General features: G+C 68.4%; 20 protein-coding genes. 1 reads left to right on the top strand and 19 read right to left on the bottom strand.

Going from position 1 to position 18,914, the window contains the following annotated elements; translation table 11 throughout:
• The 18 genes from R2K23_RS16095 to hisN all read right to left on the bottom strand — a co-directional run bounded on the left by R2K23_RS16095 (position 1) and on the right by hisN (position 17,032).
• Positions 1–675 carry an NADH-quinone oxidoreductase subunit C gene (locus tag R2K23_RS16095; RefSeq protein WP_316510574.1) on the bottom strand — a complete coding sequence of 225 codons (675 nt, stop codon included), beginning with the start codon at positions 673–675 and terminating at the stop codon, positions 1–3.
• Positions 672–1,226 carry a NuoB/complex I 20 kDa subunit family protein gene (locus R2K23_RS16090; protein ID WP_316510573.1) on the bottom strand — a complete coding sequence of 185 codons (555 nt, stop codon included), beginning with the start codon at positions 1,224–1,226 and terminating at the stop codon, positions 672–674. Before R2K23_RS16090 ends, R2K23_RS16095 begins: the two co-directional genes overlap by 4 nt.
• A complete protein-coding gene (locus tag R2K23_RS16085; protein ID WP_316510572.1) occupies positions 1,217–1,576 on the bottom strand; it encodes an NADH-quinone oxidoreductase subunit A in 360 nt (119 codons plus the stop codon). The genes R2K23_RS16090 and R2K23_RS16085 overlap by 10 nt, the downstream gene beginning before the upstream one ends.
• Before the next feature lie 184 nt (positions 1,577–1,760).
• Positions 1,761–2,168 (bottom strand): Rv3143 family two-component system response regulator, encoded by a 408-nt coding sequence (locus R2K23_RS16080; RefSeq protein ID WP_316510571.1) that lies wholly within the window; start codon positions 2,166–2,168, stop codon positions 1,761–1,763.
• A 62-nt stretch (positions 2,169–2,230) separates the two neighbouring features.
• On the bottom strand, positions 2,231–2,614 hold the full coding sequence (locus R2K23_RS16075) for a nuclear transport factor 2 family protein (protein WP_316510570.1): 384 nt from the start codon (positions 2,612–2,614) through the stop codon (positions 2,231–2,233).
• A gap of 2 nt (positions 2,615–2,616) precedes the next feature.
• Positions 2,617–2,955 (bottom strand): DUF6285 domain-containing protein, encoded by a 339-nt coding sequence (locus R2K23_RS16070; protein WP_316510569.1) that lies wholly within the window; start codon positions 2,953–2,955, stop codon positions 2,617–2,619.
• On the bottom strand, positions 2,952–3,914 hold the full coding sequence (locus R2K23_RS16065) for a phosphotransferase family protein (RefSeq protein ID WP_316510568.1): 963 nt from the start codon (positions 3,912–3,914) through the stop codon (positions 2,952–2,954). The genes R2K23_RS16070 and R2K23_RS16065 overlap by 4 nt, the downstream gene beginning before the upstream one ends.
• Positions 3,911–5,149, bottom strand: a complete 1,239-nt coding sequence (locus R2K23_RS16060; protein ID WP_316510567.1) for an acyl-CoA dehydrogenase family protein — start codon at positions 5,147–5,149, stop codon at positions 3,911–3,913. Before R2K23_RS16060 ends, R2K23_RS16065 begins: the two co-directional genes overlap by 4 nt.
• Before the next feature lie 24 nt (positions 5,150–5,173).
• Entirely contained in the window at positions 5,174–5,791 is a 618-nt protein-coding gene (locus R2K23_RS16055; RefSeq protein ID WP_316510566.1) for a TetR/AcrR family transcriptional regulator, read from the bottom strand.
• Positions 5,792–6,709, bottom strand: coding sequence for a hydroxymethylglutaryl-CoA lyase (locus tag R2K23_RS16050; RefSeq protein ID WP_316510565.1), 918 nt, complete (start codon positions 6,707–6,709; stop codon positions 5,792–5,794).
• Complete coding sequence (locus R2K23_RS16045; protein ID WP_316510564.1) at positions 6,706–7,911, bottom strand: CaiB/BaiF CoA transferase family protein; 1,206 nt, start codon at positions 7,909–7,911, stop codon at positions 6,706–6,708. Before R2K23_RS16045 ends, R2K23_RS16050 begins: the two co-directional genes overlap by 4 nt.
• Positions 7,908–9,122: an alpha/beta hydrolase family protein gene (locus tag R2K23_RS16040; protein ID WP_316510563.1), complete on the bottom strand. Its 1,215-nt coding sequence runs from the start codon at positions 9,120–9,122 to the stop codon at positions 7,908–7,910. The genes R2K23_RS16045 and R2K23_RS16040 overlap by 4 nt, the downstream gene beginning before the upstream one ends.
• A gap of 1 nt (position 9,123) precedes the next feature.
• Entirely contained in the window at positions 9,124–10,239 is a 1,116-nt protein-coding gene (locus R2K23_RS16035) for a homogentisate 1,2-dioxygenase (RefSeq protein ID WP_316510562.1), read from the bottom strand.
• A 126-nt stretch (positions 10,240–10,365) separates the two neighbouring features.
• Positions 10,366–10,929, bottom strand: coding sequence for a TetR/AcrR family transcriptional regulator (locus R2K23_RS16030; RefSeq protein ID WP_316510561.1), 564 nt, complete (start codon positions 10,927–10,929; stop codon positions 10,366–10,368).
• 7 nt (positions 10,930–10,936) lie between these two features.
• On the bottom strand, positions 10,937–13,273 hold the full coding sequence (locus tag R2K23_RS16025; RefSeq protein ID WP_316517326.1) for an arylsulfatase: 2,337 nt from the start codon (positions 13,271–13,273) through the stop codon (positions 10,937–10,939).
• Between the two features lie 252 nt (positions 13,274–13,525).
• Positions 13,526–14,743: an acyl-CoA dehydrogenase family protein gene (locus R2K23_RS16020; RefSeq protein ID WP_316510560.1), complete on the bottom strand. Its 1,218-nt coding sequence runs from the start codon at positions 14,741–14,743 to the stop codon at positions 13,526–13,528.
• 29 nt (positions 14,744–14,772) lie between these two features.
• A complete protein-coding gene (locus R2K23_RS16015; RefSeq protein WP_316510559.1) occupies positions 14,773–16,155 on the bottom strand; it encodes an acyl-CoA dehydrogenase family protein in 1,383 nt (460 codons plus the stop codon).
• Positions 16,156–16,243: 88 nt separating this feature from the next.
• A complete protein-coding gene (gene hisN / locus R2K23_RS16010; protein ID WP_316510558.1) occupies positions 16,244–17,032 on the bottom strand; it encodes a histidinol-phosphatase in 789 nt (262 codons plus the stop codon).
• Positions 17,033–17,055: 23 nt separating this feature from the next.
• Between hisN and R2K23_RS16005 the strand changes: the two genes are divergently transcribed.
• The gene (locus tag R2K23_RS16005) at positions 17,056–17,388 is read left to right on the top strand and encodes a hypothetical protein (RefSeq protein ID WP_316510557.1); all 333 of its coding nucleotides are present in this window, start codon (positions 17,056–17,058) and stop codon (positions 17,386–17,388) included.
• Between the two features lie 95 nt (positions 17,389–17,483).
• Here R2K23_RS16005 and R2K23_RS16000 read toward each other — a convergent pair whose 3' ends face one another.
• Positions 17,484–18,857 carry an FAD-dependent oxidoreductase gene (locus R2K23_RS16000; RefSeq protein WP_316510556.1) on the bottom strand — a complete coding sequence of 458 codons (1,374 nt, stop codon included), beginning with the start codon at positions 18,855–18,857 and terminating at the stop codon, positions 17,484–17,486.
• Between the last annotated feature and the right edge of the window lie 57 nt (positions 18,858–18,914).

Here is an 18,914-nt window from a genome sequence, read left to right as displayed (position 1 = left end):
TCAGTGATACGCCCTGCGTTCGTCGGGCGGCGGGATCTGCGCGCCGTGGTATTCCACGGGCACACCACCGAGGGGATAGTCCTTGCGCTGCGGATGCCCGACCCAGTCGTCGGGCATCTCGATGCGGGTCAGCGCGGGATGGCCGTCGAAGATGATCCCGAAGAAGTCATAGGTTTCCCGTTCGTGCCAGTCGACGGTGGGGTAGACCGAAAACAGCGACGGCACATGGGGGTCGGCGTCCGGGCAGGTGGTCTCGAGCTGGATGCGCCGATTGTGGGTGATCGACATCAGCGGGTACACCGCGTGCAGTTCGCGGCCCTCGTCGCCGGGGTAGTGCACTCCGGAGACCCCGGCGCACAGCTCGAACCGCAACGCCTCGTCGTCGCGCAGCGCGCGGGCCACCGACGGCAACTGCTCACGGCGGATCTCCAGTGTCAGCTGATCGCGGTGGACCACGACGCGCTCCACGGCCGCGCGGAAGTCGGCTCCGAGCACGTCGGCAAGGCGGTCGACGACCTCGTCGAAGTAGCCGCCGTAGGGCCGCGGGCTGCTGCCGGGCAGCGCCACCTCGCGCACCAGCCGCCCGTAGCCGGAGGTGTCGCCGGTGCCCTCGGCGCCGAACATGCCGGTGCGGACGTCGATGACCTCGGGTTCGGCCGGGTCGTGCGGGCTCACCGCAACAGCCCCTTGAGTTCGATGGTGGGCGGGGAGTCGAGCGCGGCCTTCTCGGCGGCGGCGATGACCTCGTCGCGGTGCACACCCAACGGCATCTCGGCGATCTTGGCGTGCAGCGTCAGCAGCGCGTTGAGCAGCATCTCCGGCCGCGGCGGACAGCCCGGCAGGTAGATGTCCACCGGGACCACATGGTCGACGCCCTGCAGGATCGCGTAGTTGTTGAACATCCCGCCGGAGGAGGCACAGACCCCCATCGCCAGCACCCACTTCGGTTCGACCATCTGGTCGTAGACCTGCCGCAGCACCGGCGCCATCTTCTGGCTGACCCGCCCGGCCACGATCATCAGGTCCGCCTGTCGGGGCGTGGCCGAGAACCGCTCCATGCCGAACCGGGCGATGTCGAAGCGCGGTCCCGCGGTGGCCATCATCTCGATGGCGCAGCAGGCCAGCCCGAAGGTCGCCGGCCACAACGACCCTTTGCGCACGAAGCCCGCGGCCTTCTCGACCGTCGTGAGCAGGATGCCGCCGGGCAGCTGTTCCTCTAGTCCCAATTCAAGCCTCCCCGCCGCCACTCGTACGCGTAGGCGACCGACACGTTGAAGATGAACAGCGCCACGGCGATCACCCCGAACAACCCGAGGTTGTCGAACGCCACGGCCCACGGGTAGAGGAAGACGATCTCGATGTCGAAGATGATGAACGACATGGCCACCAGGTAGAACTTGATGGGGAACCGGCCGCTGCCGGCGTCTTGCGCCGCGGGCTCCACCCCGCATTCGTAGGCCATGACCTTGGCGCGATTGAAGCGGCGGGGGCCGATCACCAGCGCTATGCCGACCGAACCGACCGCGAAGGCGGTCGCGATGGCCCCCAGAACCAGGATGGGCGTGTAGAGCTCCATGGGTACTGCTGCGCTCCCTCGCTCGGGCTGTCGATGTGAGCTAGCACACAGCCTAGCGATCTTGACCGTCGCCCCGACGCGTTTTGGCTAGGATCGACACAACCGCGCAGGAAACGCCCAGAAAGTCTCAGATCCTGTGAATGAGTAAGGGCGGCAAAATATTTCGCGCGGCGATTGCGCCGGTTCAGGCGCGTGTTTCGGGGCGGGTCGCGCGCAGTAGGCGGACCACGGCCTCACCCAGCTCGATGGGGTCGATCGGATGCGGCACCGCGGCCTCTGCGCGGGACCATTTCGCCAGCCAGGCGTCGTCGCGGCGGCCGGTCAGCACCAGGATCGGCGGGCACACCGCCAGCTCGTCCTTGAGTTGCTTGGCGATCCCCATCCCGCCCGCCGGCGTGGCCTCCCCGTCGAGGATGGCCAGGTCGATGCCCCCGGCGTCCATCTGCTGAATCACGACGGGCTCCGTGGCGACCTCGAGATAGTCCAGGTCGGGCAGGTCGGGATGCACCCGCTTGCCCAGCGCCAGCAAGACCTGCTCGCGGGTGCGGGGGTTGTCGCTGTACACCAGCACGCGCACGGAAGTGTCGGCCACGACGCCGATGCTACGGCCACATTCGTTCGGCCTGGCCGCTTTTGGTTGCGCGGGTCCCCCCGCTACAGCAACGGGGCCATGTCCCTGGGGTCGAAGTACTCGTCGATCCGACTGATCAGGCCGTTATCGGCCAGCTTGATCACGATGCCCACGCGCAACGCGATCCTCGCGCCGTCGGCGCCGGCGGCGTGCAGGATGTGCTGCTGGACAAAGCCGGACTCGAAGACCTGCCGGTCGAAGATCTCGTAGCGGCGGGTGCTGGTGCGGTCGATGAACCACTTGATCACCCGCAGCGCGCGGGCGCGTTCGTTGTCGGCGGCGTCGCCGCTGTGCCAGACCAGGATGTCGGCGTCGAACAACGCCTCGATGGTGTCGGTGTCGGCGCGTTCTATCGCCGCGAACAGGCGGTCGGCGACGTCGAGGATGCTCGCCCGGTCGATGGCCACGCTCACTCCTCGGTGTAACCCGGATGGGCGGCGGCCAGCCGGTGGCCGACCAGCACCCGGAGCCCGGGCAGCAATTCGTCGGCGCGTTCGTCGAAGTCGCCGTTCCGGATCGCGGCCGCCAACTGCGCCTCGTCGGTGGCCCCCAGCCCGGCGAGCACCTGGTTCACCTCGGCGGCGCCGGTCGCGGTCAACTCCCGCTGCACCATCCGCAGGGCATTGGCGGCGACGCGGGCGTGGAAGTTCACCTGCCCCTCGGTGGCGGCGCGGACGTCCTGGTCCAGGAAATCGGCGACGGCGGCCACCAGTTCGGCGGCGGTCGGCCGGCCATGCAAGGCGGTCATCGCTCCTCCAGCAGGTTCAGCAGGTCCCATTCCGTCTCGCAGACCCGGCGCCCGATGGTCGCCAACTCCACCGACGGGGTCTGCCCGGACAGGTGGCGCTCGGCCTGGAAGCGGCAGATGACGCCCCACTTCAACGTCGACAGCACCAGCCACCAGCGGAACGCGTCGCGGTCGACGGCGGCGCCGCCGGCGTCGTGATAGGCGGCCAGCAAGTCCTCGACGCTGCCCAGCCCACCCGCCTCGAGGCTGCGCGGCGCCCCGAACCGCCAGGCCCGGATGCAGAACCAGGCGAGGTCCTCCACCGGGTCGCCGGCGTGCACCAACTCCCAGTCCAGCACCGCGGCCAGCCCGGATTCGTCGACGATCAGGTTCCCCATCCGGAAGTCTCCGTGCACCAGGGTGGGGGTGGCCGTGGCGGGCCGATTCCGGTCGAGCCACCGGAACGCGAACTCGAAGGTGGCGGTGGTGTCCCCGGTGCCGTCGAGTTGGGCGCGCAGCTGCGCCACCGGGTCCTCGACGGTGAGGTCGGCCCGCGCCGGATCGATCCGGTGGATGTGCACCAGGGCCTCGGCGCACTGCCGCAGCAGGTTCGCCCGGCGTTGGTCGTCGAGGCCGCGGTAGATCCGCCGGACGATGGTCTCCCCGGCGATCGCGGTGCAGATCAGGTACGGATTGCCCAGCGGTTCAACGGAGTTCGACGCGGTGATGATCTCGGGTACCGCGGCACCCTGTTCGGCGGCCAGCGCCTGCACCCGGGCCTCGAGTTCCATGCTGGCGTGCACCTCGTCCGGTGGCCCGGTGCGCAGGATCAACGCCCGCGGCCCGGTGTCGGTGTTCGCGGTGAACGACCAGGTGGTGCGGCTGGCGCCACCGGTGAGCCGGGTCAGGTCGGTGACCGTCACCGTCTCCCCGAGGACGGGCCGCAGCACCGCCGTGAGCGCCTCGGTGAAGTCGGTCATTTGCGGCCGAACTTGAGCATCCGCTGGGCGACCCGGCGGATCTGGATCTCCTCGGTGCCCTCGGTGATGCGGTAACGACGGTGGTGCCGGTAGATGTGCTCGAACGGTTCGTGGCGGCTGTAGCCCAGACCGCCGTGGATCTGCATGGCGCGGTCGGCGGCCTCGCACACCAGCCGGTTGGCGCGGTAGTTGGCCATCGAGACCTTGTCGGAGACCTCCATGTGGTGGTCGCGGTCCAGATGCCAGGCCGCGTAGTACACCAGCAGTCGCACCATCTGCGCGTCGGTCTGCAGTTCGGCCAGGGGCCACTGGACGGCCTGGTTCACCGACAACGGCTTGCCGAAGACGATCCGCTCGGCGGCGTAGTCCGCGGCCCGGTCGATGCAGTACTGTGCGGCGCCCAGGCTGCTGGCGGCCTGCCGAATCCGGTTCTCGTGCAGGAACGTCTGGCCCACCTCGAGGCCGCGGTCCACCTCGCCGAGCACCGCGTCCGCCGGCACCCGGACGTCCTTGAGTTCCACCTCCGCGTGGTCGCTGGGCATGTTGAACGTCCACCAGTAATAGGGGACCTCGAAGCCCTCGGAGTCACAGGGCACCAGAAACGCCGTGATGCCGGTGGCCTGGCCGGGCTCCCCGGAGGTGCGGGCGAAGATGAGGTCATGGGTGGCGCGGTGCACGCCGGTGTTCCAGCGCTTGGTGCCGTTGATGACCCAGCTGTCGCCGTCGCGCACGGCGCGGGTCTCCAGCCAGGTGGCGTCGCTGCCGTGGTTGGGTTCGCTCAACCCGAACGCCATGGACTTCTCGCCGGTGATCAGCGCCTCGCACCAGTCATTCTTCTGGGCCTCGGTGCCGAACCGCGACATCATGATCACCTGCGGGAAGTTCCCGACGATCGACGACTCGTCCTGCAGGTCGTTGTGCAGCCCAAGACCCTTGTGCGCCAGATGTTCTCGGATGACGGCCATGTCGAGGTTGCTGCCGTCGCGGCCGCCGAACTCCGACGGCAGGCCGTAGCGCAGCCAGCCCGCCTTGTCGGCGCGCCGGCGCATCTCGTCGAGCAGGTCCTCCCACTCCCGATTGGGGATGCCGCCGTTGTTCAGATCGGTGCGGGCGAACTCCCGGCGCCGATCGAAGTACTGCATGTTCTCGCGTTCCAGCGGCTTGATCTCGGCCTCGATGAAGGCGTCCATCTCGGCGAGCAGGCCGGGCAGGTGATCCGGCAGGGTGAAATCCACGATTGACTCCTCGGGTAGCTCTGGTTAGCGACCGTACAGCGTCTTTCGCCAGATGGTCGCAAGGGTGTGTACGGCATCGTCGTCGGTGGTGCGGACGCCCAGCGCCGCGGCGTCCGGGCGCAGGTACACCGTGGTGAACTGTTCGAACATCAACGCGATCGCCAGGGCCAGGTGGTCGGGGTCCAGATCTTCGGCGTACCCCTGCTCGCGGGCGGCGTGCACCGAAGCGCGCACGATGTCCATCCCGAAGCGGCGAAACGCGTTCTGCACCTCGGCGAATCGCGGCTGGCCCGCGCCGAGTTGGGCGACGGCCACCATGATGCCGAAGTTCTGCTTGAACATGTTCCAGTAGCCGGTGACAGCCGCGGTGAAGAACTCGGTGTCCTCGGGGGATCGGGGCCAGCGCAGATCGGTGCCCGACGGCGCCACGATGTCCTGCAGGAAGCTCTGGGCCAGCGCCGCCAGCAGGTCTTCCTTGTCGTCGAAGTAGCGGTAGAACGCCGCCGAGGACTTGCCCGCCGCTGAGGTGATGTCGGCCAGCGTGGTGCCGTGAAAACCACGCTCGGCAAACAGTTTCCGGGCCGCCTGCTCGATGGCGTCCCGGGTCTGCTGGCCCTTGCTGGATAGCGTGCGCGGCGTCATCTAGCCGCCGATCCGGTCACCGGCTCGCAGTAGCGAACTGGGCAGTTCGTGGCCGACGAGGCGCTGCGCCACGGCCGCGGCCTCGATGGTCCGCGGCAGGTCGAGACCGGTATCGACGCCGCTGTCGCGCAGCAGATACACCAGGTCCTCGGTGGCGATGTTGCCGCTGGCCCCGGGGGCGAACGGGCAGCCGCCGAGACCGCCGACCGACGCGTCGAGGCGGGTCACGCCCGCCTGCACGGCCGCGTACGCGCTGGCCAGACCTGCCCCGCGGGTGTTGTGGAAGTGTGCACCCAGCGGGGTGTCGCCGATGATCTGCCGTACCCGGGTCAGCAGGTCACCGGCCCGCCGCGGGGTGGCGGTCCCGATGGTGTCGGCAATGGCGATGCGGTCCACTCCGAGATCGCAAGCCGCGCTGACGATGTCGAGGACGCGCTGCGGGGGTGTCGGGCCGTCGAACGGGCAGTCCCAGGCCGTCGCGACGATGACCTCCAGGGTGGCGCCGTGGTCGCGGGCGATGCCCAGTACATCGGCGATCGCGACGGTGGCCTCGTCGGTGCCGCGGCCCACGTTGGCGCGGCTGTGCGAATCCGCGGCCGACACCACGTACTCGATTGAGTTGAGCCCGGCGGCGAGCGCCCGGCGCGCGCCGTTCGGGCTGGCGACCAGCGCGGAGAACTCCACGTCGTACTCGGGGCCGGTGAACCGCTTCAGCTCGGTCGCGAACTGCTCGGCGTCGGCCAGGGCCGGCACCTTCGACGGCGAGACGAAAGCGGTGGCCTCGACCTCGCGGACCCCGGTGGCGACCACGGCCTCGAGCAGTTCGACCTTGGCGTCCAACGAGATCGGCTCTTCGATCTGCAGGCCGTCGCGCAGCGCGACCTCGCGGATGGTGACCTGGGCGGGTAGCTCGCTCATAACACTCCTTCGGCCTGCAACCGTTCGAGGTCGGCCGCGCTGCGGCCGAGCAGTCCGCGGTAGACCTCGTCGTTGTGCTGCCCGGGGCGGGCCGGCCCCGCGGACCGGATGGTGCCCGGGGATTCGGAGAGGACCGGGACCACGCCCGGACCCTTGACGTTGCGGCCGATCCGCTCGTCGAAGTGATCGGCGATCATCCCGCGGGCGTTGAGTTGCGGGTCGGCGACCACCTCGGCCACGGTGTTGATGGGTCCGGAGATCACGCCGGCCTTCGAGAGCGTGTCGATGATCTCGGCCGGCGGACGCTGGGCGGCCCACTCGCCGATGATCTTGTCGAGCTCGTCCTGATTGCGGCCCCGCGCAACGTGATTGACAAAGCGGTCGTCGGTGGCCAGCTCCGGGCGGCCCATTGCCTCGCAGAGGCGGCGGAAGACGGTGTCCTGGTTGGCGGCGATCACCACCCAGCTGCCGTCGGAGCTGCGGTAGATGTTCGACGGTGCGATGCCCTCCAGTCGGGTGCCCGACGGGCCGCGCACGACGCCGCCGATGTCGTAGTCCGGGATGGTGGATTCCTGGATGGCCAGACACGATTCGGTGAGCGCGGCGTCGACGATCTGCCCGGTGCCGGTGACCGTCCGGCGATACAGCGCCGCCAGCGCGCCTTGCGCGGCGAACATGCCCGCCAGGCTGTCGCCGAGCGACAGCGCGAGCCGCGGCGGCGGCCCACCGGGGAAGCCGTTCATGTGCCGCAGCCCGCTGGCGGCCTCGGCCACCGACGCGTAGCCGGCCTTGTGGGCCTCCGGGCCGGTCTGGCCGTAGCCCGACACCCGCACCAGGATGATGCCCGGATTGCGCTGCGCCAGAACGTCGTAGCCCAGGTTCCACTTCTCCAGCGTGCCCGGGCGGAAGTTCTCGACGATGATGTCGGAGTTGTCCACCAGCTCCAGGAACAGCTCCCGGCCCTGCGGCTCCCGCAGATTCAGCGTGACGGCCTTCTTGTTGCGGGCGTGCACGGTCCAGAAGAAGTGTTCGCCGTCGAGTTCGGCCTGCCCCCAGGTGCGCAGCGGGTCCGGGGCGCCGGGGGGTTCGATCTTGATGACCTCGGCGCCCATGTCGCCCAGTAGCCGGCCCGCGAACGGCCCGGAGATCAGCGTGCCGACCTCGATGACGCGGATGCCGTCCAGCGGCCCGGTGGGGGTCACGCCGTCTCCAGGGACAGACCGTGGCGGTGCAGCCAGTCGGTGCAGATGCCGACGGCCTCCCGCAGCGTGTCGCGTTGGTCGGGACCCGCGTAATAGTGGTTGGCCCCGGCGATTTCGTGCATCTCCTTGTCGGGGTGCCCGATCGCCTCGAACAGCCGGCGGGTGTGGCTTGGGGTGCATGCGTCGTCGGCCAGGTTGCCGATCACCAGCGCGGGGATCTTGATGTCGGGCCCGGCCTTGACCGCGTCGCCGTTGGCGTCGTCGTAGCTCCACTGCGACAGCCAGCTGCGCAGGGTGCAGAACCGGGCCAGACCGACCGGCGAGTTGTTGACCACCTGGGGGTCACCCAGGTAGCAGGTTCCGGGTTTGCGGTCGTTGGGATCGACGGTCGGGTCCAGCCAGCGGGGATCGGCCATGGTGCCGTGCACCACGAAGGCGAACTCGTCGTCCGGGCGGCCGGCGGCCTCGAGCTCGGCGAGCTTCTCCTTCACCCACTTGGTGATTCGGCGGTTTCGGGCGATCTGGGCCTCGCGATAGCGGTCCAGGAACTCGGGGGAGTAGGGCGGCTGATTCGGATTGTCCGGGTTGTAGAGATCCAGCTCCGGGTCGCGCTTGCTCGGGTCGGACTCGTCGAGGATCGAGGCGTCCAGCCATTCGGTCATGGTCCCGTGCCGGCTGACGTGGGCCGCGAGCAGCATGATGGCGTCGGCGGGGATCAGGCCCAGCTTGGTGAGGTCCGGCCCGTCGCCGGACGGGCTGGCGGTCACGGTCGGGTTCTGCGCCTGCTGCTGGTAGAACACCGACAGCGAACCGCCGCCGCTCCAGCCCGCCAGCACCACCTTGTCGTAGCCGAGGCGGTTCTTGGCGTCCTTGATGCACTCGCCGAGGTCCTCGACCACCTTCTCCATCAGCAACGCCGAATCGGTGCCCCGGAAGCGGCTGTTGCAGTAGATGACGTGGTGCCCGGCGCGGGCCAACCCGTTGATCATCGGCAGGTAGGCCCCACCCCCGATGGGGTGCATGAAGATCAGCACCGTGTCGGACGGGCGGTCCTTGGGCTTGAGCAGATAGCTCTCCAGCACCACCAACTCGGCGACCCCGCCGTACACGTCGCGCACGCCCGAATTGTTCTGGTAGGCGACCAGATACGGGATGCGGTCATACTCGAACTTGGCGGGGGTCGCAGCGGTTTTCGTATCGGTGCTCGTCATCTCAGTGTTGCCCCAGATCGTTGGCGAGGATTTCGGCGGAGGGAACCAGGCGGCGGCGGGTGTCGATCGCGATCACCGACCAGTCCACCCGGTCATAGTCGTCGAACTTGCGGCGGGCGCGCTCGCGGGCCTTCTCGGGCGCGCCGTGGTGGACGCCCTGCGGCGCATGCGACACCAGTCCGGGCGGCATCGGGATGCCGTACAGCGAGCCGCCGTGGAAGAACGCGATCTCGTCGTAGTCGACGTTGCGGTGGTACCACGGGGTGCGCTCGGTGCCGGGGACGGTTTCGGCGGGCTTGGGCAGGAAGTTCATGATGTAGACGCCGGTGGCCTGCATGAACAGGTGGACCGTGGGCGGCAGGTGCACGCTGTCGGAGGTGATGACGGTGTAGTCCTCGATGTTGAAGGTGAACGGGAAGTTGTCCCCGCGCCACCCCTCCACGTCGAGCGGATGATGTTGGTAGAACAGGCTTGTGGTGCCCACCCCGTCGATCGGGGCGTGCATGAGCCGGACCTCGTACTCGCCGTCGACGTGCGGACCCTCGCCGTCGTCGATGGGCTGCGGATCCGGGATGGTGGCCTGCGCGGGGTCGAACGGGAAGTGGCGACCCAGCGTGCCCGGCGGGGGTACCCGGAACTCGTCGGTGGCCTGGATCATCAGCATCGTGGTTTCCTCGGCCGGGATCTGGCGCCAGGTACAGGCTTTCGGGATGTACACCCAGTCGCCCTCGCGGTAGTCCAGCGGGCCGAGTTCGGTTTCCAGGCGTCCCGAGCCGCGGTGCACGAAGGACAGCAGATCGCCGTCGACGTAGCGCGCGAAGAACGGCATCTCCTCGCTGCGGCGGCTCAGCAGCACCAGGCAGTCCTCGTTGGAGAACATCAGCAGGGGTGCGCCCTGGGGGTCGGTGGCGTCGGAGGGCTTCAGCTCCGAGCTGAGCACGTCGGTGGGGCGCAGCGGGCCGACGGTCCGGTAGGCGGTGGGGTCGTTGCGCCGGTACATGTTGGCGGTCCGGCCCACGAAGCCGCCGCGGCCGAGTTCGTCGTCCTTGAGGCCGTCGAGATCGGCGTGGACGCGCTTGGGCGTCCTGCCTTTGCGCAGGTGAACGAAGGATTCCATGGATGTGCTCCTCGGTCAGCAGAAGTGAAACTGACTTTACTTTTAGCTCTGTTGCCCGTCAACCCCCCGGCGATTTCGGCGTGATCACCCAACCACGGTCACCGTGCGGAATCACGCCCAAATCAGTCAGGGGCGCAGCATGAACTGCAGGAAGCGCTCGCGCTGCGCGGCGGTCAGCGGGTTGGTCTTGCTGCCGGCGATCTGCAGGAACCCGATGCCCGCGGCAAAGGTGGTGCGCGCGCGCAGGTCGGCCTCCTCGGGTTCGAAGTCGAGGTCGACGAACGCCTGCCGCACGGTCCGGATCACCCGGCGGTCGGCGGCCTCCACGCTGGCCGCGACGCTGGGGTCGGTGCGCGCCCACTCCCGCATGGCCCGCTCGAGGCGCCAATGTCGCGGGCTGACCAGTGCGGCGATCAGCATCGACAACCGCTCCGCGGGCGGGCGGTCGCGGATCTGCTGGTAGACCGCGTGCTCGCCGCCGCGCTGTTCGGCCCAGGACTCCAGCAGCGCGTTGCGGTAGCTGGCCATGTCGGTGAAATGCCAGTAGAAGCTGCCCTTGGTGACGCCCAGGCGGGCGCAGAGCCGGTCGATCTTGAGAGCCTGCAAACCGTCCTCGGCGAGGATGGTGTAGCCCGCCTGCAGCCAGTCGTCGACGGAGAGTCGGCTGCTTCGGGAGTCACGCCCTGCCATCCGTGCCCTACTGCTTGGCCATGGCGATGTTGAAGCGATCTTCAGGGGTGACCAGATGATCGTGGCTGTCCTCGCCGATGTCGATCTGCACCCAATCGATGGTCCCGGTGAAGGCGTTGCCGGTAGGCCCATAGTCCGTCGAGGCCGGTGACCCCGTGTCACGACCGACGTCGCAGGCCTCGTCCGCCGAGAATGCCATGGGCTGCGTCTGCGCGACGCGTCCGGTGCCCACCGGCTTGCCGTCGTAATACAAGGTGACGTCGCCGCCCTTGGCCAGACCGCCTCCCTCGTAGGCGAATTCCATCCGAACCTGATGCCTGCCGGCGGGAATCTCGGTGCTCGCGGTCACCGGGTAGTACTCGATGCCGAAGAAGTTGTAGCAGTACTTCAACCGGCCTTCGTGCGCATAGAGTGCCCAGCCGCCGGCGCTGCCGCCCTGGGTGACGATCACACCGTTGGCACCGGACGCCGGCACCTCGATGTTCGCCGTCACCGCATGCGACTTGTTCGTCAGCGACAGAACGCACCCCTCGGCGACCCGCATACCGGAGAACAGCCGTTGGGTGTTGCCCTTGATCAGCTGTGGGCGTCCGGCAATGTCGGGATTGATCCGTTCGAACCCGCGGTCATCGAGCGGCACGACGTTGTACTTCGTCGCCTCGATCAGCCAGAGGCGTTGCAGCTCGGCGAGTTTGGCGGGGTTCTCGGCCGCCAGGTCGTGGGCCTGAGTCCAGTCGTCGGGTCCGTACAGTTCCCAGACGTCGTCGTCGAAGGCCGGGGGTGTTTCCGCCTTCCAGGGAGTGCGGTGTTTGGTCACCGCGGTCCAGCCCTGGAAATAGATGCCGCGGTTACCCATCATCTCGAAGTACTGGACCTGATGGGTCTCCGGCGCGGCGGCATCGCGCAGGGTGTCCAGCATGCTGACGCCCTCCAGCGGCGCCTGGGCGATGCCGTTGACCGAGTGCGGCGCCGGCACTCCGGCGGCGGCCAGAATGGTGGGGACGACGTCGATCACATGGTGGAACTGATTGCGCGTGGTGCCCTTGTCGGGCAACCCTTTCGGCCAGTGCACGATGGTGCCATTGCGCGTCCCGCCCCAGTGCGAGGCCACCTGTTTGGTCCATTGGTACGGCGTGCACAGCGCGTGCGCCCATCCCACCGCGTAATGGTTGTAGGCCGCCGCGGTGCCGAAGTCGTCGATCTTGGACAGCAGAAACTCGGTGGTCTCGATCCCGGGCATGCCGTTGAGGGTGGTCATCTCGTTGAAGCAACCGTTGACGGTCCCTTCGGCCGAGGCGCCGTTGTCGCCGATGATGTAGTAGATCAGGGTGTTGTCGAGGACGCCGAGGTCGGCGATGGCGTCGATGACGCGTCCGGCCGCGTGATCGGCCTGCTCGAGGAACCCCGCGTAGATCTCCATCTGCCTGGCCAGCACGGGTTTGAGTGCGGCCGGCATGTCGTCCCAGGCGGGGATCTCGTCGTGGCGGGCCGTCAACTCGGCATCCTCCGGTACCACCCCGAGCTTGCGCTGGTGAGAAAATATCCGTTCGCGCAGCGCATCCCAGCCGTCATCGAACTTACCGCGGTACTTGGCGGACCACTGCTCGGGCACATGGTGCGGTGCGTGGGTGGCGCCGGGGGCCCAGTACATGAAGAACGGCTTGTCCGGTAGCAACGCCTGCTGCTGGCGGACCCAGGTGATGGCGCGGTCCGCCAGGTCGTCGGTGAGGGTGTACCCCTCTTCCGGGGTCTTCGGCGGTTCGACGGGGGTGGTGCCCTCGTACAGCCCGGGGTAGTACTGGTTGGCCTCGCCGCCGACGAACCCGTAGAAGTATTCGAAGCCGGACCCGGTGGGCCACTGGTGGAAGGGGCCCACCGGGGAGACCTCCCACACCGGCACCTCGTGACACTTGCCGAACTGTGCCGTGGAATAACCGTTGAGTTTCAACGTCTCGGCGACCGGGGCCTTGTCCTTGGGCCGGATGCTGTTGTTGCCCGGTGCCGACGTGGCCATCTCGGTGATGGCGCCCATCCCGACCGAGTGATGGTTGCGGCCGGTCAACATCGCTTGGCGGGTGGGGGAGCACAGCGCGGTGGTGTGAAACCTGTTGAGCTTCACGCCGTCGGCGGCCAGGCGCTCGGCGACGCGCATCTGGCAGGGCCCGCCGAAGGCCGAGGAGGCGCCGAAGCCGACGTCGTCGAGCAGGATGATCAGCACATTCGGTGCGCCCTTCGGAGGTCGCAGCTCCTGGATCGGCGGGTACTCGGTATTGGGATCCTTGGCGTCGTAGGTCGTCAGGCCCACGTGCGTGGGGTCCGGGATCGGGAGATGATGACGGGCCAGGGGCGATGCGGGCGCGGGGGCCGGTTCCGGTACCGATGTCTGTGCTGTCGTGGTCTTCGAGTCCACCGAACCGCCATCCTGTCGTCGCACCACTGGTCGCCGATCACGATGCCACACCCGCACCGCCGACGGCGCGATATGCGACCGGTGTCGCTGGTCGGCGCCGGCGGGATCCGGCGCTGCGGGAGCACCGGGTTGCGAAAGAGAAAGTGCCCGCCGAACTTTGACTCGGCGGGCACCTACCGACTGCGGCTACTTGAGTTCGGCCGACGACAGGCCCAGCAGCCGCCGCGCCACCACCAGCTGCTGGATCTGCTGGGTGCCCTCGAAGATGTCCAGGATCTTAGAGTCCCGGGCCCACTTCTCCAGCAGCGTCTTCTCGGAATAGCCGACGGTGCCGGCCATTTCGACGGCCTTGAGGGTGATGTCGCTGGCCACCCGGGCGGCCTTGGCCTTGCCCATCGAGGCTTCCTTGGAGTTGGGGATCCGGTTGTCGGCCTGCCAGGCCGACCGCACCGTCAGCAGGTAACCGGCCTCCCAGTCGGCCTCCATGCGCAGGAACTCGGCCGCGGGTGCGCTCTGTGCGTGAGCGGGCTTGTCATAGGAGATCTCGATGCCCGCGTCGGTGAGGATCTTGCGCAGATCCTCCAGCGCGGCCCGGGCCACGCCGACGGCCATCGCCGCCACGATCGGCCGGGTGTTGTCGAAGGTCTCCATGACCCCGGCAAAACCCTTCTCCACGTGGATTTCCGGGTCGCCCAGCAGGTTGTCCTTCGGGATGCGGGCATTGTCGAACCGGATCACCGCGGTGTCGGAGGCCTTGATGCCCAGCTTGCGTTCGAGCCGTTCGACGATGACCCCGGGGTGTTCGCGGGGCACGATGAACGACTTGATGGCCGCGCGGCCCTTCGACTTGTCCAGCGTCGCCCACACCACGATGTGCGACGCGCGGGAACCGGCCGTCACGAAGATCTTCTCGCCGTTGATGACGTACTCGTCGCCGTCGAGCGTTGCGGTGGTGGTCACGGCCGCGGAGTCCGAACCGAAGCCCGGTTCGGTGATCGCCATGGCCGCCCAGACGTCCTTGCCGAGCCGCTCCAACTGCTCGGGGGTGGCCACCGACGAGATCGCCGCGTTGCCCAGGCCCTGCCGCGGCACCGACAGCAGCAGCGCCACGTCGCCCCAGCTGATCTCCAGCGCGTTGAGCAACGCAGACATGTTGGCGCCGTTGATATTCGACTTCTTGCCGTCGTGGCCGCTGTCGGCGAAGGCCTCCGCCCCGGCGAACGAGATGGTCTTGGCCTCCGAGATGCCCTCGAACAGGTCGGCCAGGGTGTCCAGCTCGACCGGGTAGGCATGCTCCTTGACGTCGTACTTGCGCGAGATCGGTCGCAGCATCTCGGCCGCGCCCTGGTGGCCCTTCTCGATGACGGCCTGCAGCTTCTTGGGCATTTCCAGATTGATTGCCATGTTCTTGTGTCCCTTCCTCGCGGACGCCCCTAGAGGACGACCACACCCTCCGCGACGCCGATGGCCCGCAGATCGCGGTACCAGCGCTCGACCGGGTGTTCCTTGGTGTAGCCGTGACCACCGAGCAGTTGGACGCCGTCCAGGCCGATCTGCATGCCCTTGTCGGCGCCGAGCTTGCGCGCCAGCGCCGCCTCGCGGGCGAACGGCAGGCCCTGCTCGGCGCGGGAGGCGCCGCGCCAGGTGATCAGGCGCAGGCCGTCGAGCTCGATGGCGATGTTGGCGCACATGAAGGCCACCGACTGACGGTGGGCGATGGGTTCGCCGAACGCCTCGCGCTCCTTGACGTAGGGGATGACGTAGTCGAGCACCGCGTGCGAGGTGCCCACGGCCAGCGCCGCCCAGCCCAACCGGGACAGTGCGATGGCCTCGGAGTAGGTGCGGTCGTGCTCGGCCTCGGCGACGTCCTCGCCGAGCCGGGCGGACAGCGGCACGGAGACCTTCTCCAGCTCGACCTGGCCGAGTGCGGCGGCGCGGATGCCCATGCTGGGGTCGGCCTTGACGGTCAGCCCCGTGGTGTCGGCCTCCACGATGAACAGCGTGGGCTTGCCGTTGAGTTGTGCTGCAATGATGAACATTTCGGCATCGGCAGCCGCGGGCACCAGCGACTTCACCCCGTCGAGGCGGTACCCGCTGGGGGTGCGCACCGCGGTGGTCTTCAGCGTGGTGGGGTCGAACAGCGGGAGCGGCTCGGCGATCGCCAGGCAGGCCTGCGGCACGTTCTCGCCGGCGAACTCCTTGAGGTAGGTGGCCTGCTGGTCGGCGCTGCCCCAGTGGGTCAGGGCCGACGCGACGCCGCCGGGGGCCAGGATGGGCAGCGCCAGCCCCATGTCGCCGTACGCCAGCGCCTCGGCGACCAGCGCGTTGGTGACCGTCGAGCGGTGCTCGGCGATGCCGTCGAAGTCTTCGGGAATGTTGATCGCGGTGACACCCAGTTCGGCGGCCTTGGCGAGCAGCTCGGGCGGATAGGTGGCGGCCTCGTCGGCGTCGAGGGCGGCCGGACGCAGGATCTCTTCGGCGAATTCGCGGACCGTGTCGACGATCATCTGCTGATCGTCATCGGGGGTCAGGTCGAAGTAGTCCGAACCCTTCTGTGCGCCATTGGTTTCCAGCCGGGTGGGGGCCTTGCCGAGGCCCTGGACGCGCTTGAACTGACGGGTGGAGGCGCCCGCCGCGGAGAACGCCGTCTTGACGCCGTAGCGCAGTCCGCGGTTCAGCGGGTCACGCAGGTTGTACTTGTCGAGGAACTCCTGACCGACGATCGGGGTGATCAGGGCCAGCCCGATGTCGGTGGCGGTGCGCTTGTGCTTCTGCAGACCGACAGCGCTCTCGTGGCGAATGGAATTGGTGGTCATGTGTCAGCAGCCTCAGAGGGGGTTGGGAAGCAGGTGTGAACAACCGTATCTTACTCCAAAGTAAGGTACGGCTCTTTTGTAAGCTAATTCACACCGTTTTGAGGCGGTCCACCACCTGCTCGTGCAGCAGACCGTTGGTGGCCAGAGCACTGCCGCCGTGCGGGCCGGAATCCCCGTCGACGCTGGTGAAGCGGCCGCCGGCCTCCCGCACGATGATGTCGAGCGGGGCCAGATCCCACAGCTTGACCTCGGGTTCGACGGCGATGTCGACCGCGCCTTCGGCCACCAGGCAGTAGGACCAGAAATCGCCGTACGCCCGTACACGCCAGACCTCGTCGGTGAGCGCCACGAACCGCTCCCGGCGGTCCTCCCAGCCGGTGGTCAGGTCCGAGTAGGACAGGCTGGCGGCGCTCAGTTCGGTGACCCCGGACACCGACAGTCGCCGGGTGCGGCCGTTGAAGGAGCTGTAGGCGCCCTCGCCCCGGGCGGCCCACCACCGCCGGCCCAGCGCCGGCGCGCTGACCACGCCGACCACCGGCACGCCGTCGTCGAGCAGCGCGAGCAACGTGCACCACACCGGGACCCCGCGCACGAAGTTCTTGGTGCCGTCGATCGGGTCGATGACCCACTGCCGGCCGCTGCGCAGCGGCGCGCCGCCGAACTCCTCGCCGAAGATCGCGTCGGCGGGACGCTCGCGGGTCAACGCGCCGCGCAGGGCGTTCTCGGCGGACTCGTCAGCATCGGTGACCGGGCTCAGGTCCGGCTTGGTGTCGATGCGCAGGTCAAGCGCGCCGAAGCGGTCCAGCGTGATGGCGTCGGCCTGGTCGGCCAGCGTGAGGGCAAGCTGCAGATCGTCGTGAACGTCGCGGTCACTCATGACAGGAGTCCTACCATGAGTGCGTGTGGGAAATCGGTGTGCTGCTCCTGATCGTTGGCGCCTTGGTCCTGTTGATCGGACCCCGATTCATGAAGCGTGGCCCACGGCCGGGCTCGGACATGGCGCACGGCACGCTGCTGGTGACCGGGGTGAGCCCGCGGCCCGACGAGATCGGCGAGCAGTACGTCACCATCAGCGGCGTGATCAACGGGCCGACCGTCCAAGAACATGTGGTGTACCAGCGGATGGTGGTCGACGTGGACAGCTGGCCGACGATGGGGCAACTGATCCCCGTGGTGTATTCGCCGAAGAACCCTGACAACTGGCGCTTCGGTCAGCCCGAGCAAGCGGGCTGACCCCGTTCCGGGGCGCGAGCGCTCACTCAGGTACGCGACACGCCGAGCGGCGGGTACCCAGGTGGCCGCTCGCGGGCTATCGCACGAACCCGCGACTACTCGTGGCCCACCCGCAGCAGGTCCGCCACGCTGGCCAGCTTCACCCGCGGGCGCCCGGTGGGTTCACCGCGGCCGCGCTCGTGCGCGTCGATGGCCTTCCAGTGCTCCCCGGTGATCAGCTTCGGTTGCCGCGACAACAGCCACTGCTGCAACTCCTCGGCGTAGTCCGCGCCCACCTCGGGCAGTTCGGTCCCGGCCAGGGCGGCCAGCAGCCGGTCGACGGTGGCCGCGGAATCCTTCTTGTTACTGCCGATCACGCCCGACGGGCCGCGCTTGATCCAGCCGACCACGAACTCGTTGGAGCGGCCGTCCACCTGCCCGTCGGTGTTGGGGATGGTGCCGCTGCGGTCGTCGAAGGGCAGACCCGGGACCGGCCGGCCGCGGTACCCGACGGCGCGCACCACCAGCCGCGCGGGCAACTCCTCGCGGATACCGGTGTCCTTGGCGACGATGCGGCCGCTGTCGTCGGCGACAAGTTCGTTGCGGCCCAACACGATCGACTCCACCCGCTCGTCGCCCTTGATCTCGATGGGCGACGTGCGGAAGCGGAACACAATGCGCCGGTTGCCGGGAGTGCGCTCATGATCGAGGTAGCTGCGCAGGACCTTGATGTTCTGCTTGACCGTCTTGCCGGCGGCCTCCAGGTCCTCGTCGCTGATGTCGGCGAAGTCCGCGGGATCCAGGACGATGTCGACATCGGCCAGACCCTCCAGGTCGGCCAGTTCGCGCAGTTCCAGCGTGGTGAACGTCGCCTGCAGGGGGCCGCGCCGGCCCAGCACCACGACCTCTTCGACGCCGCGGGGCCCCAGCGATTCCAGGGCGTGGTCGGCAATGTCGGTGGCCCCGAGCACGTCCGGATCGGTGACCAGGATGCGCGCCACGTCCAGCGCGACGTTGCCGTTGCCCACCACCACCGCGCGGCGCCCGGCCAGGTCCGGGGCCATGTGCTCGAAGTGCGGGTGCGCGTTGTACCAACCGACGAAGTCGACGGCGGCGACACTGCCGGGCAGTTCCTCGCCGGGGATGCCCAGCGGCCGGTCGGCCTGCGCGCCGATCGCGTAGATCACCGCGTCGTAGCGTTCGGCGAGTTCGTCGGCCTGCACGTGCTCGCCGGCGGTGATGTTGCCGAAGAACCGGAACCGCGGGTCGGCGGCGGTCTTCTCGAACTGGGCGCTGATGGTCTTGATCTTCGGGTGGTCGGGGGCGACCCCGGAGCGCACCAGCCCCCAGGGCGTGGGCAGCATTTCCAACATATCGATCCGGACGTCCGCGCCGCCGTTGTCGGCCTGCTTCAGCAGCGCCGCGGCGGCGAAATATCCGGAGGGGCCAGAGCCGACGATCGCCACATGATAGGGGCGCATCTGAGACATGTAGACGGAACCTTCTGTCGATACCATGCCGCGCGCAAGGGGGCTGTCGCGCGCAGG

The organism is Mycolicibacterium sp. MU0050, from assembly GCF_963378085.1.
Lineage (GTDB): Bacteria > Actinomycetota > Actinomycetes > Mycobacteriales > Mycobacteriaceae > Mycobacterium > Mycobacterium wendilense.
Note: the sequence above shows the minus strand (reverse complement) of the source record. Positions and strands in the feature narration are given on the sequence as shown.

Excerpts from the sequence above, each read along its gene's own strand:
- hisN (WP_316510558.1), bottom strand. The coding sequence starts at position 17,032 with ATGAGTGACCGCGACGTTCACGACGATCTGCAGCTTGCCCTCACGCTG.
- R2K23_RS16070 (WP_316510569.1), bottom strand. The coding sequence starts at position 2,955 with ATGACCGCCTTGCATGGCCGGCCGACCGCCGCCGAACTGGTGGCCGCC.
- R2K23_RS16000 (WP_316510556.1), bottom strand. The coding sequence starts at position 18,857 with ATGTCTCAGATGCGCCCCTATCATGTGGCGATCGTCGGCTCTGGCCCC.
- R2K23_RS16085 (WP_316510572.1), bottom strand. The coding sequence starts at position 1,576 with ATGGAGCTCTACACGCCCATCCTGGTTCTGGGGGCCATCGCGACCGCC.
- R2K23_RS16050 (WP_316510565.1), bottom strand. The coding sequence starts at position 6,709 with ATGAGCGAGCTACCCGCCCAGGTCACCATCCGCGAGGTCGCGCTGCGC.
- R2K23_RS16020 (WP_316510560.1), bottom strand. The coding sequence starts at position 14,743 with ATGGCAATCAATCTGGAAATGCCCAAGAAGCTGCAGGCCGTCATCGAG.
- R2K23_RS16015 (WP_316510559.1), bottom strand. The coding sequence starts at position 16,155 with ATGACCACCAATTCCATTCGCCACGAGAGCGCTGTCGGTCTGCAGAAG.
- R2K23_RS16035 (WP_316510562.1), bottom strand. The coding sequence starts at position 10,239 with ATGGAATCCTTCGTTCACCTGCGCAAAGGCAGGACGCCCAAGCGCGTC.
- R2K23_RS16065 (WP_316510568.1), bottom strand. The coding sequence starts at position 3,914 with ATGACCGACTTCACCGAGGCGCTCACGGCGGTGCTGCGGCCCGTCCTC.
- R2K23_RS16030 (WP_316510561.1), bottom strand. The coding sequence starts at position 10,929 with ATGGCAGGGCGTGACTCCCGAAGCAGCCGACTCTCCGTCGACGACTGG.
- R2K23_RS16055 (WP_316510566.1), bottom strand. The coding sequence starts at position 5,791 with ATGACGCCGCGCACGCTATCCAGCAAGGGCCAGCAGACCCGGGACGCC.
- R2K23_RS16040 (WP_316510563.1), bottom strand. The coding sequence starts at position 9,122 with ATGACGAGCACCGATACGAAAACCGCTGCGACCCCCGCCAAGTTCGAG.